The organism is Neobacillus sp. 204, assembly GCF_046562815.1.
Classification (GTDB): Bacteria; Bacillota; Bacilli; order Bacillales; family Cytobacillaceae; genus Neobacillus.
In genome coordinates this window covers 65,191-80,640 of sequence record NZ_JBJORY010000006.1, presented here as the reverse complement: position 1 = coordinate 80,640, position 15,450 = coordinate 65,191, and the positions used below count along the sequence as shown (strand labels likewise).

The window sequence follows — 15,450 nt, the reverse complement described above, 5'->3', positions numbered from 1 at the left end:
GATAAATAAAAGGTGATTTTTCATGACGTCTCTTAAACTGAAGACAAATATAACAAGCTTAAATGGGGAATTAACCATTCCAGGGGATAAATCAATATCGCATCGGTCTGTTATGTTTGGTTCAATTGCTCACGGTGAAACCAAGGTTTCCAATTTTTTACCTGGGGAAGATTGCTTAAGTACTATTTCTTGCTTTCGAAAGCTTGGAGTTACTATCGAAGAATCTAATGGTCAACTTCGAATTATCGGAAAAGGATTTGAGGGGTTAACTGAACCTAATGAAGTATTAGACGTCGGTAATTCAGGAACAACGATTCGTTTATTAATGGGAATATTAGCAGGAAGACCATTTTTCTCCTCCCTAGTTGGTGATGAGTCAATTGGCAAACGTCCCATGACAAGGGTAACAAACCCATTGTCGGAAATGGGTGCCAAAATTGATGGGCGAAAAAACGGTTCCTTCACACCCATTTCTATCCGCGGCGGTGAATTAAAACCTGTAAATTATCAACTTCCAGTTGCAAGTGCCCAGGTAAAATCTGCTTTAATTCTTGCAGGGCTGCAAGCCGAAGGACAAAGTGTCATTATTGAGCCAGAAGAAACCCGTGACCATACAGAAAGAATGATCATTAAATTTGGTGGGGAAGTCCACAAGGATAACAAAAAGATTATTGTCAAAGGCGGACAAAAACTTACTGGAACGACGATTCACGTTCCTGGGGATATTTCGTCTGCCGCATTCTTTTTAGTAGCAGGTGCAATTATTCCTGAAAGTAGAGTTGTGTTGAAAAATGTCGGACTTAACCCAACAAGAACGGGAATTATTGAAGTAATGAAAAAGATGGGTGCTGACTTAGAGATTGTACAAGACAAGGAGTCCTCATTTGAACCAATTGGGGACCTGATCATTAAGACATCGAGTCTAAAAGGCACAGTTATTGAAGGCGATTTAATTCCAAAATTAATTGATGAAATTCCAATAATTGCCCTTTTAGCTACACAAGCAGAAGGTACAACAATTATTAAAGATGCTGAGGAATTAAAAGTTAAAGAAACAAATCGAATTGATACAGTTGTTCAAGAACTTAAAAAATTAGGTGCTAGGATCGAAGCGACTGAAGACGGAATGATTATTCATGGGAAGTCCAAATTAAGTGGTGGAACGGTGTCAAGTCATGGAGATCATCGGATTGGAATGATGCTTGCGATAGCAGCCCTCCTCTGTGATGAAAAAACTGAGCTTGAAAATCCAGATGCCATTTCCGTTTCTTATCCAAACTTCTTTGAGCATTTAAACAGTCTCATATAAAAAAACTGCATTTCGATGCAGTTTTTTTTATATTTTAACAAAATAGATTTTGTAGTAAGTCATAGTTTTGGAAATTTTCGCATAGCTTGTCTTAAAGATATAAAGTGGTTATTCGAACTAGACACAATGAGAAAGGGTGGTGGATAATTGTATATCATTGAAAATGCCAATCTTCTTAAAGACAAGCAAATAAAAACATGTTCGCTATTAATTAATAACAATCGAATAGATAAAATTGATTCGCATTTCAAATATTATCAGCTAATAAGAATGAACGCTGATCCATATGTTATGACCCCGACTTATGTTCTATTTAATTCAAATATTCCACATATTAAGGCCTTTCAAGAATTAAAAAAGTTTTTGATTGAAGAGTTAATGTTGAAGGGTTGCACCACCTTGTTAACTTATGTTAATGTTTCCTACGAAAATGAATTATCCACAAAAATATCCGAGCTTAGGACGGCTCTTTTAAGTAGCTCAATTGACTATCTAATTGGGGTAAGAATACCAATTCGACTGATAACTCAATCGTTTATAAGGAAATGTAAGAAGGAAAAAGTCCCAGCCATTTTTGTTGATCTTCAAAATTATGAAGAATTAGAACAAATACCATGGGGCTGGATTAAAGACGCAATGTTTCCCTTCAACAGTCCCTTAATCCCAATAATTTCTTCGGATGATAAGAAGGAAGTAAAGAGTGCTTTGTCGAAATGGAAAGGTATCATGAATAGAGAGAATGTTCCTGCTCTCTATGAAGTGTTTGAAGAAAATAACCCATTGTCTATTTCAGTATTAAATAAAATCGGATTATATCCACAAAAGGCAAGTTTAATGAGTGGTACTGAAGTGAGTTATAATTTGTATGCAAAAATAAATGAAAGCCAGAATGTTGATGATATGAGCTTATTTCATTATCATAGTGATAGACTTGTAGTAACTGTTCACAAGGGGGCCGTTCTACGAGCAGGAGATGACGTGATATTTAAACCTGGAAATGGAGAACATGTTAGGGTGCGAATTCCATCCTATTTTTCTCTGTCAAGCTAGGAGAACGAGAGGTAAGTGTCAATGGAACGAATTAATAAAATTATTAACATGTTAGAAAATGGTCAACATAATGAGGCCTTAACTGAATATAATGTTGTATTAACAAGTGGAAAGCCAGATGAAAAGTTCCTTCTTGGGGAAGAAATGTATCAATATGGATTCTTAGAAGAGGCAAAGTCTTTAATAGAGAATTTATTAGAAACTTTCCCGGAAGAAGGCGAACTTCTCGTCCTATTAGGTGAAATATTAGTTGAGGCTGGGGAAGATGAAGAAGCTATTCTTGTTCTTGAAAAGATTTCAGAACATGATGCAAATTTTGGACAATCATTACTCTTGTTAGCGGATCTTTATCAAGTCCAGGGTTTATATGAAGTTTGTGAACGAAAACTTCTAAAGGCTAAGGAAATCTTGCCAGATGAAGTCATCATAGATTTTGCATTAGGTGAACTATACAGTGAACAAGGTGAAGTAACTAAGGCGATGGATGCTTACGAAAAGGTTCTAAAAGAAGTAAATGATATAGCTGGTGTGAATATAGATCAAAGAATTGCGGACCTTCTAAGCGTATCTGGAATGTTTGAGGAAGCGTTGGTACATTATGAGAAGGCAATTAATGAAAAATTGGAAATCAATACTTTATTCGGCTATGCTTTTACCGCTCTTCAGGCTGGATATTATCAAACAGCTATAGGAAAATTCAATGAATTAAAAGAGTTGGATCCAGAATATCATTCACTATATTTACACCTTGCTTTAGCATATGAAAGGGAGGGAGAACTTGAGAATAGTTTACTTACCATTCAAGAGGGTATAAAACAAGATGATTTCAATAAAGAATTATTTTTCTCTGGTGGGAAAATAGCAACTAAGTTAGGAAAAGTGGAGGAAGGAGAAAAGTATTTCCGTGAGGCCCTTGCTTTAGATCCAGGATTTATCGAAGCGGCATTAACATTAAATAAACTCTTTTTGCTCCAAGAAAGATATGAAGATATCATTGAGTTAATGACTCAACTTGATATTAGAGAAGATGAAGAGCCCCAACTTTTATGGGATTCTGCAGTAAGCTACCAGAAGTTAGAAAAATTTTCTTACGCATTAGACAAATATGAAAGTGCATATACTTTTTTTAAGAAAAATGAAACTTTTTTACAGGATTACGGTTATTTTCTAATTGAAGAAGGAAAAACTGACCGCGCCGCCGAAATTTTTAAACAGTTACTAAATGAAGATCCAACAAACGAAGAGTATTCGGATTTACTTGAACGTCTTACAGGGTTGAAAGATTAAAAAAGCTGAATTTGCAGAGGAGGGAAACTATCATGGCAACCCCTGTTTCTGTCAACGAGAAGAAGGACTTTATTCGCTGGTTTTTAAATCATTATCAATTAAAAAGAAGAGAATGTGTTTGGATTCTTAACTATCTAATGAGCCACGATCAACTAATGGAGAAGGTTCATTTTGTTGAGCAAGCACAGTATTGTCCGAGAGGTTTAATTATGTCTACACATTGTGTTGACAAGGTACCATTTCGATTTTATAAAGAAAATGTGATGACAACAGATGCTGAAAAGTCATTTCACGATATTCGTTTAAATCGAGATGAGGATATTTTTATTCAATTAAACTTTCATGCTTCTAATCAGGCACATCAGTATGCAGCGGTTCTTGAAGAAAATTTATACGTTCCAAAACACCTTCAAGTGAATGAAAAGGATGGAATTATTGCAGAACAATTACTGCAGCGGAGCATCGAACACTTTCAACGTGAGAAAATCCTTCAATTAATCGATGATGCCCTTGATAAGCAAGATCGAAAGGCATTTCAGATTTTAACGCAAAAACTTAATACATTGACAATGTCTGTACAAAAAGGAAGCGTGCGATAAGCTGCTTCCTTTTTGTTTGGAATTTTTCTAAATATACCCATATATCTTTTATTGTTTGGGTAGAAAATGATATTATAATAATAGTGAAATCAAAAGGTTGGTGCAAAGATATGAAATGGACACCTCAAGATATTGAGACGTATTTGAATGCTAAGGAGTATGTTGACACAGCTGTTGTACCATTACTTGCCGTTTCTGTTGGGGGGGAGATGAAACAGTCAGCTGCAGGAGCGGAATTTATTACATTACTATCAGGCCATTTAGAAAGGCAGTTTACGGGAAGATTATTACTATTGCCTCCATTTACATATCTTAAGTCCAATTATGGGGAAAATACCATAAGGGATTTGAGGGAATGGGAGGCTAACCTTGCAAAGGAGGAGTGTAAACACATATTTTATCTAACTTCCGAATTAGATTGGAGAACGCAAGAAGGCGGACTAATTGGAACTGTAATATGGCTTCCATCTATCCCGCTGGAACATATGAATGATTCACAAAAGATGGCGGTTGTTGATAGTCAAGTAAAACAACTCTTAGAACTCTTTACTCAAAAATGGCATGAAAATCAGTAAATTAACCTTTTAGTATGTTTTTAAAATAGTATGATATTGACCTAACATGCAGATTGATATATCATTGTTATGTCCTAGTTTTATATGTGTTTAAAATTGTCCGTTGGACTTAACTTCGTGAATAGAGGGGGGGATATAAGCATGAGTAAGCAACGCGTTTCAAGACGTCAATTTTTAAGCTACACTTTAACAGGGGTAGGCGGCTTCATGGCGGCTGGTATGCTAATGCCAATGGTAAGATTTGCAGTTGATCCTGTTTTAAAGGCTGAAGAAGGCGGAGACTTTATCGCAACAAAGCAAAAGGTTTCTGAATTAACGGAAGAACCGGTTCGAGTTGACTTTACCTTTAAGCAAAAAGATGCATGGTACGAGTCAGAGGTAACGAATACTGCATGGGTTTATAAGAATGATGCAGGTAAAATTGTAGCCCTCTCACCTACATGTAAACATTTAGGCTGTACGGTTAACTGGAATACGGACAAGGAACATCCAAACCAGTTCTTTTGTCCATGTCACTACGGCCGTTATACAAAGGATGGGACCAACATTAAAGGTACACCACCACTTCACCCGCTTGATGTATATCCATTCAAGGAAAAAGACGGTTTTCTTTATTTAGGTAAAGCTGAACCACGGAAGGAGGCGTAACATGTTAAACAAGATTTACGATTGGGTAGATGAACGTTTAGATATTACGCCTTTGTGGCGCGATATCGCAGACCATGAAGTTCCTGAGCATGTTAATCCAGCGCATCACTTTTCAGCGTTTGTATACTGCTTTGGCGGTCTAACATTCTTCGTTACTGTAATTCAAATTCTCTCTGGTATGTTTCTAACCATGTACTATGTACCGGATATTAAAAACGCATGGGAATCTGTTTATTATCTTCAAAATGAAGTTGCTTTTGGACAAATTGTACGTGGAATGCATCACTGGGGTGCAAGTTTAGTACTTGTTATGATGTTTTTACATACACTACGTGTTTTCTTCCAAGGTGCCTACAAAAAACCTCGTGAATTAAACTGGGTAGTCGGAGTGCTTATATTCTTCGTCATGTTAGGCTTAGGTTTTACAGGTTACTTATTACCTTGGGATATGAAAGCGTTATTTGCAACAAAAGTAGGTCTTCAGATTGCCGAAGCGACACCATTTATCGGTACGCAGGTTAAGGTTTTACTTGCTGGACACGAACATATTGTTGGTGCTCAAACATTAACCCGCTTCTTTGCGATTCATGTGTTCTTCCTTCCAGGTGCATTGCTTGGATTAATGGGAGCTCACTTCTTAATGATTCGTAAACAAGGTATTTCTGGACCACTATAAAAATTCGGCTTAATTTTATAATCGAAGTTTTCTACTAACTACGGAAAAAGGAGGGGGATTGCTCGATGCATCGCGGTAAAGGATTAAAGTTCGTTGGTGATTCACGTGTTTTAGCACCTTCTGAACGAAAAAAAATGATTCCGAAAGATTACTCAGAATACCCTGGTAAAACAGAGGCTTTCTGGCCTAACTTCCTTTTGAAAGAATGGATAATAGGAGCCGTTTTTCTTGTCGGCTTTTTATGTTTAACAGTTGCCCATCCGGCCCCGCTTGAAAGGATCGCGGACCCGACTGATACTGGGTACATTCCATTGCCAGACTGGTATTTCTTGTTTTTATATCAATTACTAAAATATTCATTCGCTTCCGGACCATATACGGTTATCGGGGCAATGATTATGCCAGGTCTAGCATTTGGAGGCTTATTATTAGCTCCGTTCCTGGATAATGGCCCGGAACGACGTCCAATGAAGCGTCCGATTGCTGTTGGAGCTATGCTTTTGGCATTAGCTGCCACCGTATATTTAACTTGGGAATCTGTTGCGACACATGACTGGGCTCAGGCTGAACGCCAAGGTAAAATTGTTGCAAAGGTTGATATTGATAAGTCAAGTGCCGGCTATAAAATAGCTAGTGCCAATACATGTATTACTTGTCATGGTGAAAATCTTTCAGGTGGTGCCGGTGCTCCTGCATTAGTAGGTACTGGCTTGAAACCAGAAGAGATTGCAAAGATTGCCAAAGAAGGTAAAGGCGGTAAAATGCCACCAGGAATCTTCAAAGGGACTGACGAAGAACTTAAAACACTTTCTGAATTTATCTCAGGCCTTGGTAAGTAATAATCGAATTGTTGAAAAGCTGACGAAGGATCGTCAGCTTTTTTCTTGATGATAAAAAGCATACTGAAAGGAGCTTACTTGTGCGTTGGATATATCCTCTCTTGGCCAATCGGTCAATTATGAAACTGTTATTATTTATCAATATAGTAGGAACAATCTATGGATATTACTGGTATGGATGGCAACTAAAAGAGACACCTGCTATTTTTCTTCCATTTGTACCTGACAGCCCAACTGCTAGTTTATTTTTTGTTTTTGTCCTAATTGCTTTTCTATTAGGGAGGAACTGGCCTTTAATAGAGGCACTTGCCATTGTTACGCTATTTAAATATGGAATATGGGCAGTGGTAATGAACATACTGGTTTACTTTGTTCAAGGTGAACTAGATGCGGTTGGCTACATGTTGATTTTTTCCCATTTCGCGATGGCCGTCCAAGGTATTTTATATGCACCATTTTACCGGTTTAAATGGTGGCATTTAATAGTGACCGCTATTTGGACACTCCATAATGATGTGATTGATTATGTATTTTTCATGTTACCGAGCTATCATATGCTTGACCGCTATACCCCGCAAATTGGCTATTTTACATTCTGGCTTTCGATTCTTTCAATCGCACTTGCCTATTATTTTTCAATTCGGTCAAAACGCTACAAACTTGAAATAAAATAATTCAATATGGTCTAACCTTGTCCAACCCTACATACATTTTATTAGTAATGAAAGGGGGGACAAGGATTGAAAATCAAATGGTTATTTTTATTTGCAATTATCATGATGCTTACTCCCACAACTATTTATGCCGAACAACAATCGCCAATGGAGAAGCTTGATGATATCTCAGATGAAGCGCTCCAAATGGTGAAGTTTCATAGATATGAAGATGCAAAAAGACTGCTTGATTATTTTTCAGAACAGTTCACTAGTATTGCTGGTACGGATCAGCCATTAACCATGGATGAGGTACGAATAATTAATACCTCCCACGATGAAGCAGTGGAAGCAGCAGTTAGTTCCAATATGAAATATGAGGAACGAATAAATAAATTAGTCAAATTTCGTCTTGTTATTGATGCCATTGCAACAAACCATCAACCATTATGGGTTGAAATGGAAGATCAAATTATGACAGCCTTCCATCAAGCAAAAGACGCCGCAAAAAAAGGTGATTCAGGACACTTTCATACAAACTTCAATTCATTTTTATCTTTGTATAATGTTATCTATCCTAGTATGAAAATTGATGTGTCTGTTGAAAATGTTCAAAAATTAGATGCGCGGATTGATTTTATTAATGAATATCGTTCCCAAGTGGTAAATAATTCGAAAAGTCAACAGGAATTAGATAAACTAGATACGGACTTAGTCAATCTCTTTTCCAAAATGGAAGAGGATGAAGCAGACCCTAACATTTGGTGGGTGATTATCTCAACTGGAAGCATAATTATAATGACCCTATCCTACGTTGGCTGGAGAAAGTATCAGGGTGATAAGAACTTGAAAAAAGACCGCTCTAGGGATTTAAAGGATTGATATTAAAAAAGCAATATCCAAAGTGGAAATACCCTGGTCAAGTTGTTGACTGGGGTATTTCTGCAGCGGACATTGCTTTTTAATCTATTAATGGCATTTTATTTTCATCCAGTGTGAAACCTTCACCATGAACATCATGGACAATGGTGATGGAAACGAAGGCATGAGGATCTACCGAAGTGATGACATTTTTTAACCTGACTATTTCATTTTTAGCCACAACACAATATAAAACCTCACGTTCACTTTTCGTATACGATCCATAACCCCTTAAGGCAGTTACTCCTCGGTCCATTTCTTCCATAATTTTAGCGGCAATTTGTTCGTTTTTCTCTGAAATTATCATTGCCCCCCTAGCAGAATAAGCACCCTCTAACATGAAATCAATGACTCTTGCACCTATAAAGACAGCTACCAGTGTGTACATTGCTTGTTTATAATTTAAATATGTTACAAGTGATAGGGTGATAACACAGGCATCAAACAAGAACATCGTTTTCCCCATATTCCAGCCTGCATATTTTTGGACGAGCCTTGCGATAATATCGACTCCGCCCGTTGTTCCTCCATAACGGAAGATAATCCCCAAACCTATGCCCGTAAAAACCCCAGCAAATAATGCGGCTAATGTTAAATCACTTTCAAGCGGCATTTCTATGGGGTAACGTTGGAAAATCCATAAAAAAATAGATACCCCAACCGTACCTAAAATGGTATATAAAAAGGTATTTCGTCCTAACAATTTCCACCCAATAAAAAAAAGAGGAATATTTAAAAATAAATTTGAATAAGACGGATCCCATTTGAACAAGAAATAAAATAAGAGTGCAATCCCAGTAAATCCACCTTCTGCCAACTTGTTTTGCATATTAAAATTGACAAGTCCAAACGACATGATTGCCGCTCCTAATAGGATGAACAATATATTTTTTACTTTAAGCCCTGATAACATTAATAATCCCCCCTCTGCCATAAATTCTCTTATATGGCGGTTTTTATTATATCGAATTAAAAATGCTAGAGCAATGAGTAGTAAAAAAGAGTAGATAATAAATGAAAACATTTGTAAATCAGCGTTAATTTAGCTAACATTAACAATGAATAACAATATGGACATAATTCTCGGGATGTAGTAAAGAGGTGAAATACATGACCAAAGAAAAGACGATGAAAGACCTTCAGAAAGAAGTAGATTTGTACATAAGTCAATTTAAAGAGGGGTATTTCAGTCCTCTAGCAATGCTGGCACGATTAACAGAGGAACTCGGGGAATTTGCTAGAGAAGTCAATCATTATTATGGAGAGAAACCCAAAAAAACTAGTGAAACTGAAAAAGCTATTGAAGAAGAACTGGGTGATCTATTATTTGTATTAATTTGTTTTGCTAATTCATTAAATATAAGCCTCGAAGAAGCACATGATTATGTGATGGCAAAATTTAAAACAAGAGATAAAGATCGTTGGACTAGAATTAATGAAGAAAAAATGGAGTGAATTGTATGGAAAAAATTAAAATTATCATTGCTGGTCCCCGCGGCAGAATGGGCAGCGAGGCTGTAAAGTTAGTAACTAATACGGAGCATTTTGAATTAGTTGCGGTTGTAGATCATAAATATGATGGAATTATGTTAAGTGATTTGGAAGGTTTTCATTCAATACATAATGTGCAAGTTTATTCAAAAATTGAAACATGCCTGCAAAATGTTCAAGCAGACGTTCTGATAGACCTAACCACACCTGAAGTAGGCATGCACCATACAAAAACTGCACTTGCCTACAATGTGCGTCCAGTTGTGGGCACTACAGGATTTTCTGCTAGTGATTTAGAGGAATTAGAACGTATTTGTCAGGAGAAAGATCTTGGTTGCATTATCGCTCCAAATTTTGCAATTGGTGCTGTTTTAATGATGAAATTCTCGCAAATGGCTGCAAAATATTTTGAAGACGTAGAAATTATTGAATTGCACCACGATCAAAAGCTCGATGCTCCTTCAGGAACAGCGGTAAAAACAGCTGAAATGATTTCTGTTGTTCGAGAGGCAAAAAATCAAGGTCACCCCAATGAAAAAGAAACAATAATAGGTGCGAGGGGTGCAGAATACGATGGAATGCATATTCACTCGGTACGCTTGCCGGGATTAGTCGCACATCAACAGGTGTTATTTGGTTCAGATGGTCAGACTCTAACAATCAGGCATGATTCCTACCACCGCGGTTCTTTTATGTCAGGAGTAAGAGTGGCAGTGGAGTCCGTAATGGCACATAATACCTTTGTTTATGGACTTGAAAATATATTAAAGTAAGGAGTAATAGTGATGAACATTGCATTAATCGCTCATGATAAAAAGAAAAATGATTTGGTTCAGTTTGCGACAGCCTATCAGAATATTTTTTCGAAGCATACCTTATTTGCTACTGGGACAACCGGACAGAGGATTAATGAAGCAACGGGTTTGAGTATTACACGTTTCCAATCTGGACCACTTGGTGGTGACCAGCAAATAGGAGCATTGATTGCCCAAAATAAAATGGATGCTGTTTTCTTTTTTCGCGACCCATTAACCTCCCAGCCGCACGAACCAGATGTTACTGCATTGGTTAGGCTATGTGATGTGTACTCTATACCTCTTGCTACTAATATGGGAACGGCAGAATTATTGATTAGAGGTTTAGAACTTGGGCTTATTGAATGGAGAAATGTAATTAAAGAGAATGGTGGAATCAATGAATAATCAACATCTTGAAGTCCTTGCATTTGGTGCCCATGCAGACGATGTCGAGATTGGCATGGCAGGTACAATTGTAAAATTGACATCAGAGGGAAATCGAGTTGGTATCTGTGACCTAACAGATGCCGACCTTTCTTCAAATGGGAATGTAGAGCTAAGAAAGTTAGAGGCGGCAAATGCTGCTGAATTCCTTAACGTTTCCATGAGAACATCACTCGCTTTTCCTGATAGGGGTTTATATCTTAAAGAAGAATACATAAGAGAAATTGCAAGGGTTATAAGAACATACAAGCCTCGAATTGTGTTTGCACCTTATTTTGAGGATCGTCACCCAGATCATGGGAATTGTGCTAGTTTAGTGGAGGAGGCAGTTTTTTCTGCTGGAATTAGAAAGTATGAAACAGAAGGAAATGAGCCTGCACACCGAGTGGAGAAAGTTTATTTTTATATGATTAATGGTTTTCATAAGCCAGATTTTACAATTGATATTTCTCAATTTATAGATAAGAAACTCCAAGCTTTAAGGGCATACAAAAGTCAATTCGAGCAATCAGAAGTAAGCTACAATACTCCGCTTGTAAATGGGTATATTGAAACAGTAGAGGCAAGGGAAAGAATGTTTGGAAAGCTTGTTGGTGTTACATACGCGGAAGGATTCAAAACGAAAATTCCTATTCTTTTGAATCGTGATTTGATAGGAGAATAACCATGATGAAACTAAAAATTGGAATTACTTGCTATCCAACAGTAGGTGGTTCAGGTGTGGTGGCAACGGAATTAGGAAAAATGCTGGCTGAAAAAGGCCATGAAATTCATTTCATTTCATCTAGCATCCCTTTTAGACTGAATAAAATTTATCATAATATCTATTATCATCAAGTTGAAGTGAATCAATATTCCTTATTTCAATATCCACCATACGATATAGCATTAGCAAGTAAAATGGCGGAAGTAGTTAACAGGGAAAAATTAGATATACTGCACGTTCACTATGCTATTCCTCACGCCGTTTGTGCAATTTTAGCAAAGCAAATGAGCAACCGTGAGATTAAGATTGTCACCACATTACATGGAACAGACATAACGGTTTTAGGGTATGATCCATCGTTGACAGATGCGATTAAATTCGGAATTGAAAAATCTGATGTGGTAACGGCTGTATCCAAAGCACTTGTGGATCAAACCTATGAACTCATCAATCCTGATAAACCTATCGAAACAGTTTATAATTTTATTGATGACCGCATTTATAAAAAAAGTGATGCGCTTGCTTTAAAGTCAGATTTTGAGATAAGGGATAATGAGAAAGTTATTATTCATGTTTCTAATTTCCGTCCAGTAAAACGGGTAAAAGATGTAGTGAAATCATTTGCAAAGATTGCCTCGGCAATGCCTGCGAAATTACTGTTGGTCGGCGATGGTCCAGAAATGACCATCGTTTGTAAACAAGTAAGAGAATTAGGATTAGAAGATCAAGTCATATTTCTAGGCAAACAAGAGAGCTTAGAGGAATTGTATTCTATTAGTGATTTAATGTTGTTATTATCGGAAAAAGAAAGCTTTGGCCTTGTTGCATTAGAAGCGATGGCATGTGGTGTCCCATGTATCGGTACGAATGTTGGCGGGGTACCTGAGGTTATTAATCATGGTGTAAATGGATATATTTGTGAAGTAGGAGACATCAAGGACATTTCTAGTAGAGCGCTAGCTGTCTTGAATGATAAGAATCTTCACCAACAATTTTCTAGTCAGTCCGTATACACAGCGAAAACCAAATTTAAAGCTGATCAAATCGTTGAACAATATGAGCAAATATATTTTAATTTATTGAATTAAGGTGAAGGTAATGACAGACCCATTTTTAACAGCTAATCCTGTCTTAAAAAAGCTTGAGGATGCCGGCTATGATGCCTATTTTGTTGGGGGTTCCGTTAGAGATTTTCTGTTAAAAAGAGAGATTAATGACGTTGATATTGCAACTAGCGCAACACCGGCTGAAGTGAAAAAAATTTTTCCGAAAACAGTTGATATTGGAATAGAACATGGAACAGTTCTCGTCCTTGTAAATAATGGAGCATATGAGGTCACGACTTTCAGAACGGAATCGGAGTATCAAGATTACCGTAGACCCAATGAGGTTACTTTTATTCGAAATTTAAAAGATGACCTAAAGCGTAGAGATTTTACGATGAATGCAATTGCAATGGACAGAAATAGAAAGCTGATTGATCCATTTAATGGATTTTTAGCAATTCAGAACAAAATAATTCAAACAGTCGGAAGTCCAAGTGACAGATTCCAAGAAGATGCCTTAAGAATGATGAGAGCTGTTCGATTTGTAAGTCAACTTTCTTTTCAAATTGAAAGACGTACAGTTGAAGCATTATCCATGCTGGTTCATTTGCTTGAGAACATTGCTGTTGAAAGAAAAAGGGCCGAGTTTGAGAAACTCTTAATCGGTAAAAATAAACATAACGCACTGAATATTCTCCTTGAAACAAATATTTATTTATATTTACCTGGTTTGCAAGCGAAGAGTCAGCATTTAGAGAAATTGCTTGATTTTGAAAGTAGTGGACTTACTGTCAATGAAATGTGGTCATTATTAATTTTCTGTTTAAATTTAAAAGAAAAAGAGATAGAGGTATTTCTAAAAGAATGGCGGCTTGCACTTAAGGAAATAAGAGAGATCGGGCGAGTTGTCCATTTCTTATATAAAAGACTGGAACAAGAATGGAACCTAAATGATCTATATTCCGCAGGTCGTGAAACAATCCTTTCAACAGAAAGACTCTACCTTGTAATTAACAAAATTAAAGCTGATGATTCGATTGAACAATGGATAAACCTATATGAATCCCTCCCGATAAAAGAACGAGCAGAAATGAATGTATCTGGGAATGACTTAATGGATTGGTTCAATAAACGGGGAGGACCATGGCTAAAAGAAACGCTTTTAACCATTGAAAATAAAATAATCGCGGGACAACTAGATAATAACAAAGAAAAAATCAAGGAGTGGCTAATGAAGTGCAATCTGAAATAAGAAAAGAACTACTTGATGCATTTACAAATGCTGGTGATGATTTTTTGTCAGGTCAACATTTAGCAGACCTCATTGGCTGCTCAAGGACGGCAGTATGGAAGCATATTGAGGAACTAAGGAAAGAAGGATTTGAATTAGATGCCGTTCGAAATAAAGGATATCGGATACTAAAAACACCAGAGAAAATAACGGCTGATGAAATAAGATTCGGCTTAACAACTAAATTCATGGGGAGAAATATCCATTATGAAGAAAGTGTTGAATCAACCCAGAAGATTGCCCACCGCTTTGCTTCAGAAGATGCCTCAGAAGGGACTGTTATCATTGCCGAAGAACAGTTGTCAGGCAGGGGTAGAATGGCCCGTAAATGGCATTCTCCAAAATACACAGGTATTTGGATGAGCATGATCTTACGCCCCAATATCCCTCTTAGTAAGGCACCACAATTGACATTACTGACAGCAGTTGCAATTGTACAAGCATTTGAGGAAATGACTGACCTGATCCCAGAAATTAAATGGCCAAATGATATCCTTATAAATGGAAAAAAAGTAACTGGTATATTAACGGAATTACAGGCTGAAGCTGATCGAATTCATTCGATCATTATTGGAGTAGGTATTAATGTGAATCAAAAGAAAGACGATTTCCCATTAGAGCTTCAAGAAATTGCCACATCTCTTTACATTGAGAAAAAGGAAACTGTCTCAAGAGCAGAGTTAATTAGAAGTATCTTCATGCATTTTGAAAAACTATATACCTTGTATCTGCAACAGGGCTTTTTACCAATTAAGCTATTATGGGAGGGCTATGCTAGCAGTATCGGTAAATACATAAAAGCAAGAACATTGACAAATACCATTGAAGGAAAGGCAATCGGAATCACTGATGATGGAGTGTTGAAATTGGAGGATCAGTCTGGTTGCATCCACCATATTTATTCAGCCGATATTGAGTTATAAGGCTTGAACTTTCCGTAGAATTTGCTATAATTCAATCCAATGGGCAGTATCCAAGTGAACTGCACCTAAAACGCAATAAACAATTAAAAAAAGGTTTCTGCCTAGATCCGTTTAACGGACCGGGACAGAGGGATGAAGCATGTAAAAGAGTTACCCGGGATCCTCTGCCTTCAGAAGGATCTTTTTATTTGCTCT

At 37.0% G+C, this 15,450-nt stretch carries 18 protein-coding genes; 17 read left to right on the top strand and 1 reads right to left on the bottom strand.

The window, feature by feature from the left end; all coding sequences use genetic code 11:
- Positions 1-22 precede the first annotated feature (22 nt).
- From aroA to ypjB, 10 genes are all read left to right on the top strand, one after another.
- On the top strand, positions 23-1,309 hold the full coding sequence (gene aroA, locus ACJ004_RS13605) for a 3-phosphoshikimate 1-carboxyvinyltransferase (protein ID WP_410893583.1): 1,287 nt from the start codon (positions 23-25) through the stop codon (positions 1,307-1,309).
- A gap of 147 nt (positions 1,310-1,456) precedes the next feature.
- The gene (locus ACJ004_RS13600) at positions 1,457-2,359 is read left to right on the top strand and encodes a hypothetical protein (protein ID WP_410893582.1); all 903 of its coding nucleotides are present in this window, start codon (positions 1,457-1,459) and stop codon (positions 2,357-2,359) included.
- Positions 2,360-2,380: 21 nt separating this feature from the next.
- Positions 2,381-3,646 (top strand): tetratricopeptide repeat protein, encoded by a 1,266-nt coding sequence (locus tag ACJ004_RS13595; RefSeq protein ID WP_410893581.1) that lies wholly within the window; start codon positions 2,381-2,383, stop codon positions 3,644-3,646.
- Positions 3,647-3,678: 32 nt separating this feature from the next.
- The gene (locus ACJ004_RS13590; RefSeq protein ID WP_410893580.1) at positions 3,679-4,245 is read left to right on the top strand and encodes a ReoY family proteolytic degradation factor; all 567 of its coding nucleotides are present in this window, start codon (positions 3,679-3,681) and stop codon (positions 4,243-4,245) included.
- Positions 4,246-4,355: 110 nt separating this feature from the next.
- The gene (locus ACJ004_RS13585; protein WP_410893579.1) at positions 4,356-4,820 is read left to right on the top strand and encodes a YpiF family protein; all 465 of its coding nucleotides are present in this window, start codon (positions 4,356-4,358) and stop codon (positions 4,818-4,820) included.
- Positions 4,821-4,961: 141 nt separating this feature from the next.
- Positions 4,962-5,468 (top strand): QcrA and Rieske domain-containing protein, encoded by a 507-nt coding sequence (locus ACJ004_RS13580; RefSeq protein ID WP_410893578.1) that lies wholly within the window; start codon positions 4,962-4,964, stop codon positions 5,466-5,468.
- Between the two features lies 1 nt (position 5,469).
- Positions 5,470-6,144: a menaquinol-cytochrome c reductase cytochrome b subunit gene (qcrB, locus tag ACJ004_RS13575; protein ID WP_026563914.1), complete on the top strand. Its 675-nt coding sequence runs from the start codon at positions 5,470-5,472 to the stop codon at positions 6,142-6,144.
- A gap of 65 nt (positions 6,145-6,209) precedes the next feature.
- A complete protein-coding gene (locus ACJ004_RS13570; RefSeq protein WP_410893577.1) occupies positions 6,210-6,983 on the top strand; it encodes a menaquinol-cytochrome c reductase cytochrome b/c subunit in 774 nt (257 codons plus the stop codon).
- A gap of 80 nt (positions 6,984-7,063) precedes the next feature.
- Positions 7,064-7,657 carry a lipoprotein heptaprenylglyceryl N-acetyltransferase LhaT gene (lhaT, locus tag ACJ004_RS13565; RefSeq protein WP_410893576.1) on the top strand — a complete coding sequence of 198 codons (594 nt, stop codon included), beginning with the start codon at positions 7,064-7,066 and terminating at the stop codon, positions 7,655-7,657.
- 66 nt (positions 7,658-7,723) lie between these two features.
- Complete coding sequence (ypjB, locus tag ACJ004_RS13560; protein ID WP_410893575.1) at positions 7,724-8,518, top strand: sporulation protein YpjB; 795 nt, start codon at positions 7,724-7,726, stop codon at positions 8,516-8,518.
- 79 nt (positions 8,519-8,597) lie between these two features.
- Here ypjB and ACJ004_RS13555 read toward each other — a convergent pair whose 3' ends face one another.
- Entirely contained in the window at positions 8,598-9,470 is an 873-nt protein-coding gene (locus ACJ004_RS13555) for a YitT family protein (protein WP_410893574.1), read from the bottom strand.
- 197 nt (positions 9,471-9,667) lie between these two features.
- On the opposite strand from ACJ004_RS13555, the gene ACJ004_RS13550 reads away from it, so the two are divergent.
- From ACJ004_RS13550 to ACJ004_RS13520, 7 genes are read left to right on the top strand one after another with little or no spacing between them, the layout of a single operon-like run.
- Complete coding sequence (locus ACJ004_RS13550) at positions 9,668-10,012, top strand: nucleotide pyrophosphohydrolase (protein WP_410893573.1); 345 nt, start codon at positions 9,668-9,670, stop codon at positions 10,010-10,012.
- A gap of 5 nt (positions 10,013-10,017) precedes the next feature.
- A complete protein-coding gene (gene dapB / locus ACJ004_RS13545; protein ID WP_410893572.1) occupies positions 10,018-10,821 on the top strand; it encodes a 4-hydroxy-tetrahydrodipicolinate reductase in 804 nt (267 codons plus the stop codon).
- Positions 10,822-10,833: 12 nt separating this feature from the next.
- Positions 10,834-11,250: a methylglyoxal synthase gene (gene mgsA, locus ACJ004_RS13540; protein WP_410893571.1), complete on the top strand. Its 417-nt coding sequence runs from the start codon at positions 10,834-10,836 to the stop codon at positions 11,248-11,250.
- Positions 11,243-11,953, top strand: a complete 711-nt coding sequence (gene bshB1 / locus ACJ004_RS13535) for a bacillithiol biosynthesis deacetylase BshB1 (RefSeq protein ID WP_410893570.1) — start codon at positions 11,243-11,245, stop codon at positions 11,951-11,953. The genes mgsA and bshB1 overlap by 8 nt, the downstream gene beginning before the upstream one ends.
- A gap of 2 nt (positions 11,954-11,955) precedes the next feature.
- A complete protein-coding gene (bshA, locus tag ACJ004_RS13530; RefSeq protein ID WP_410893569.1) occupies positions 11,956-13,083 on the top strand; it encodes an N-acetyl-alpha-D-glucosaminyl L-malate synthase BshA in 1,128 nt (375 codons plus the stop codon).
- 10 nt (positions 13,084-13,093) lie between these two features.
- Positions 13,094-14,293: a CCA tRNA nucleotidyltransferase gene (locus ACJ004_RS13525; protein ID WP_410893568.1), complete on the top strand. Its 1,200-nt coding sequence runs from the start codon at positions 13,094-13,096 to the stop codon at positions 14,291-14,293.
- Complete coding sequence (locus ACJ004_RS13520; RefSeq protein WP_410893567.1) at positions 14,278-15,255, top strand: biotin--[acetyl-CoA-carboxylase] ligase; 978 nt, start codon at positions 14,278-14,280, stop codon at positions 15,253-15,255. Before ACJ004_RS13525 ends, ACJ004_RS13520 begins: the two co-directional genes overlap by 16 nt.
- Positions 15,256-15,450 lie beyond the last annotated feature (195 nt).

Coding starts and splice junctions, on each gene's coding strand:
- aroA (WP_410893583.1), top strand. CDS start 23: ATGACGTCTCTTAAACTGAAGACAAATATAACAAGCTTAAATGGGGAA.
- ACJ004_RS13595 (WP_410893581.1), top strand. CDS start 2,381: ATGGAACGAATTAATAAAATTATTAACATGTTAGAAAATGGTCAACAT.
- ACJ004_RS13590 (WP_410893580.1), top strand. CDS start 3,679: ATGGCAACCCCTGTTTCTGTCAACGAGAAGAAGGACTTTATTCGCTGG.
- ACJ004_RS13585 (WP_410893579.1), top strand. CDS start 4,356: ATGAAATGGACACCTCAAGATATTGAGACGTATTTGAATGCTAAGGAG.
- ACJ004_RS13580 (WP_410893578.1), top strand. CDS start 4,962: ATGAGTAAGCAACGCGTTTCAAGACGTCAATTTTTAAGCTACACTTTA.
- qcrB (WP_026563914.1), top strand. CDS start 5,470: ATGTTAAACAAGATTTACGATTGGGTAGATGAACGTTTAGATATTACG.
- ACJ004_RS13570 (WP_410893577.1), top strand. CDS start 6,210: ATGCATCGCGGTAAAGGATTAAAGTTCGTTGGTGATTCACGTGTTTTA.
- ACJ004_RS13555 (WP_410893574.1), bottom strand. CDS start 9,470: ATGTTATCAGGGCTTAAAGTAAAAAATATATTGTTCATCCTATTAGGA.
- ACJ004_RS13550 (WP_410893573.1), top strand. CDS start 9,668: ATGACCAAAGAAAAGACGATGAAAGACCTTCAGAAAGAAGTAGATTTG.
- dapB (WP_410893572.1), top strand. CDS start 10,018: ATGGAAAAAATTAAAATTATCATTGCTGGTCCCCGCGGCAGAATGGGC.
- mgsA (WP_410893571.1), top strand. CDS start 10,834: ATGAACATTGCATTAATCGCTCATGATAAAAAGAAAAATGATTTGGTT.
- bshB1 (WP_410893570.1), top strand. CDS start 11,243: ATGAATAATCAACATCTTGAAGTCCTTGCATTTGGTGCCCATGCAGAC.
- bshA (WP_410893569.1), top strand. CDS start 11,956: ATGATGAAACTAAAAATTGGAATTACTTGCTATCCAACAGTAGGTGGT.
- ACJ004_RS13525 (WP_410893568.1), top strand. CDS start 13,094: ATGACAGACCCATTTTTAACAGCTAATCCTGTCTTAAAAAAGCTTGAG.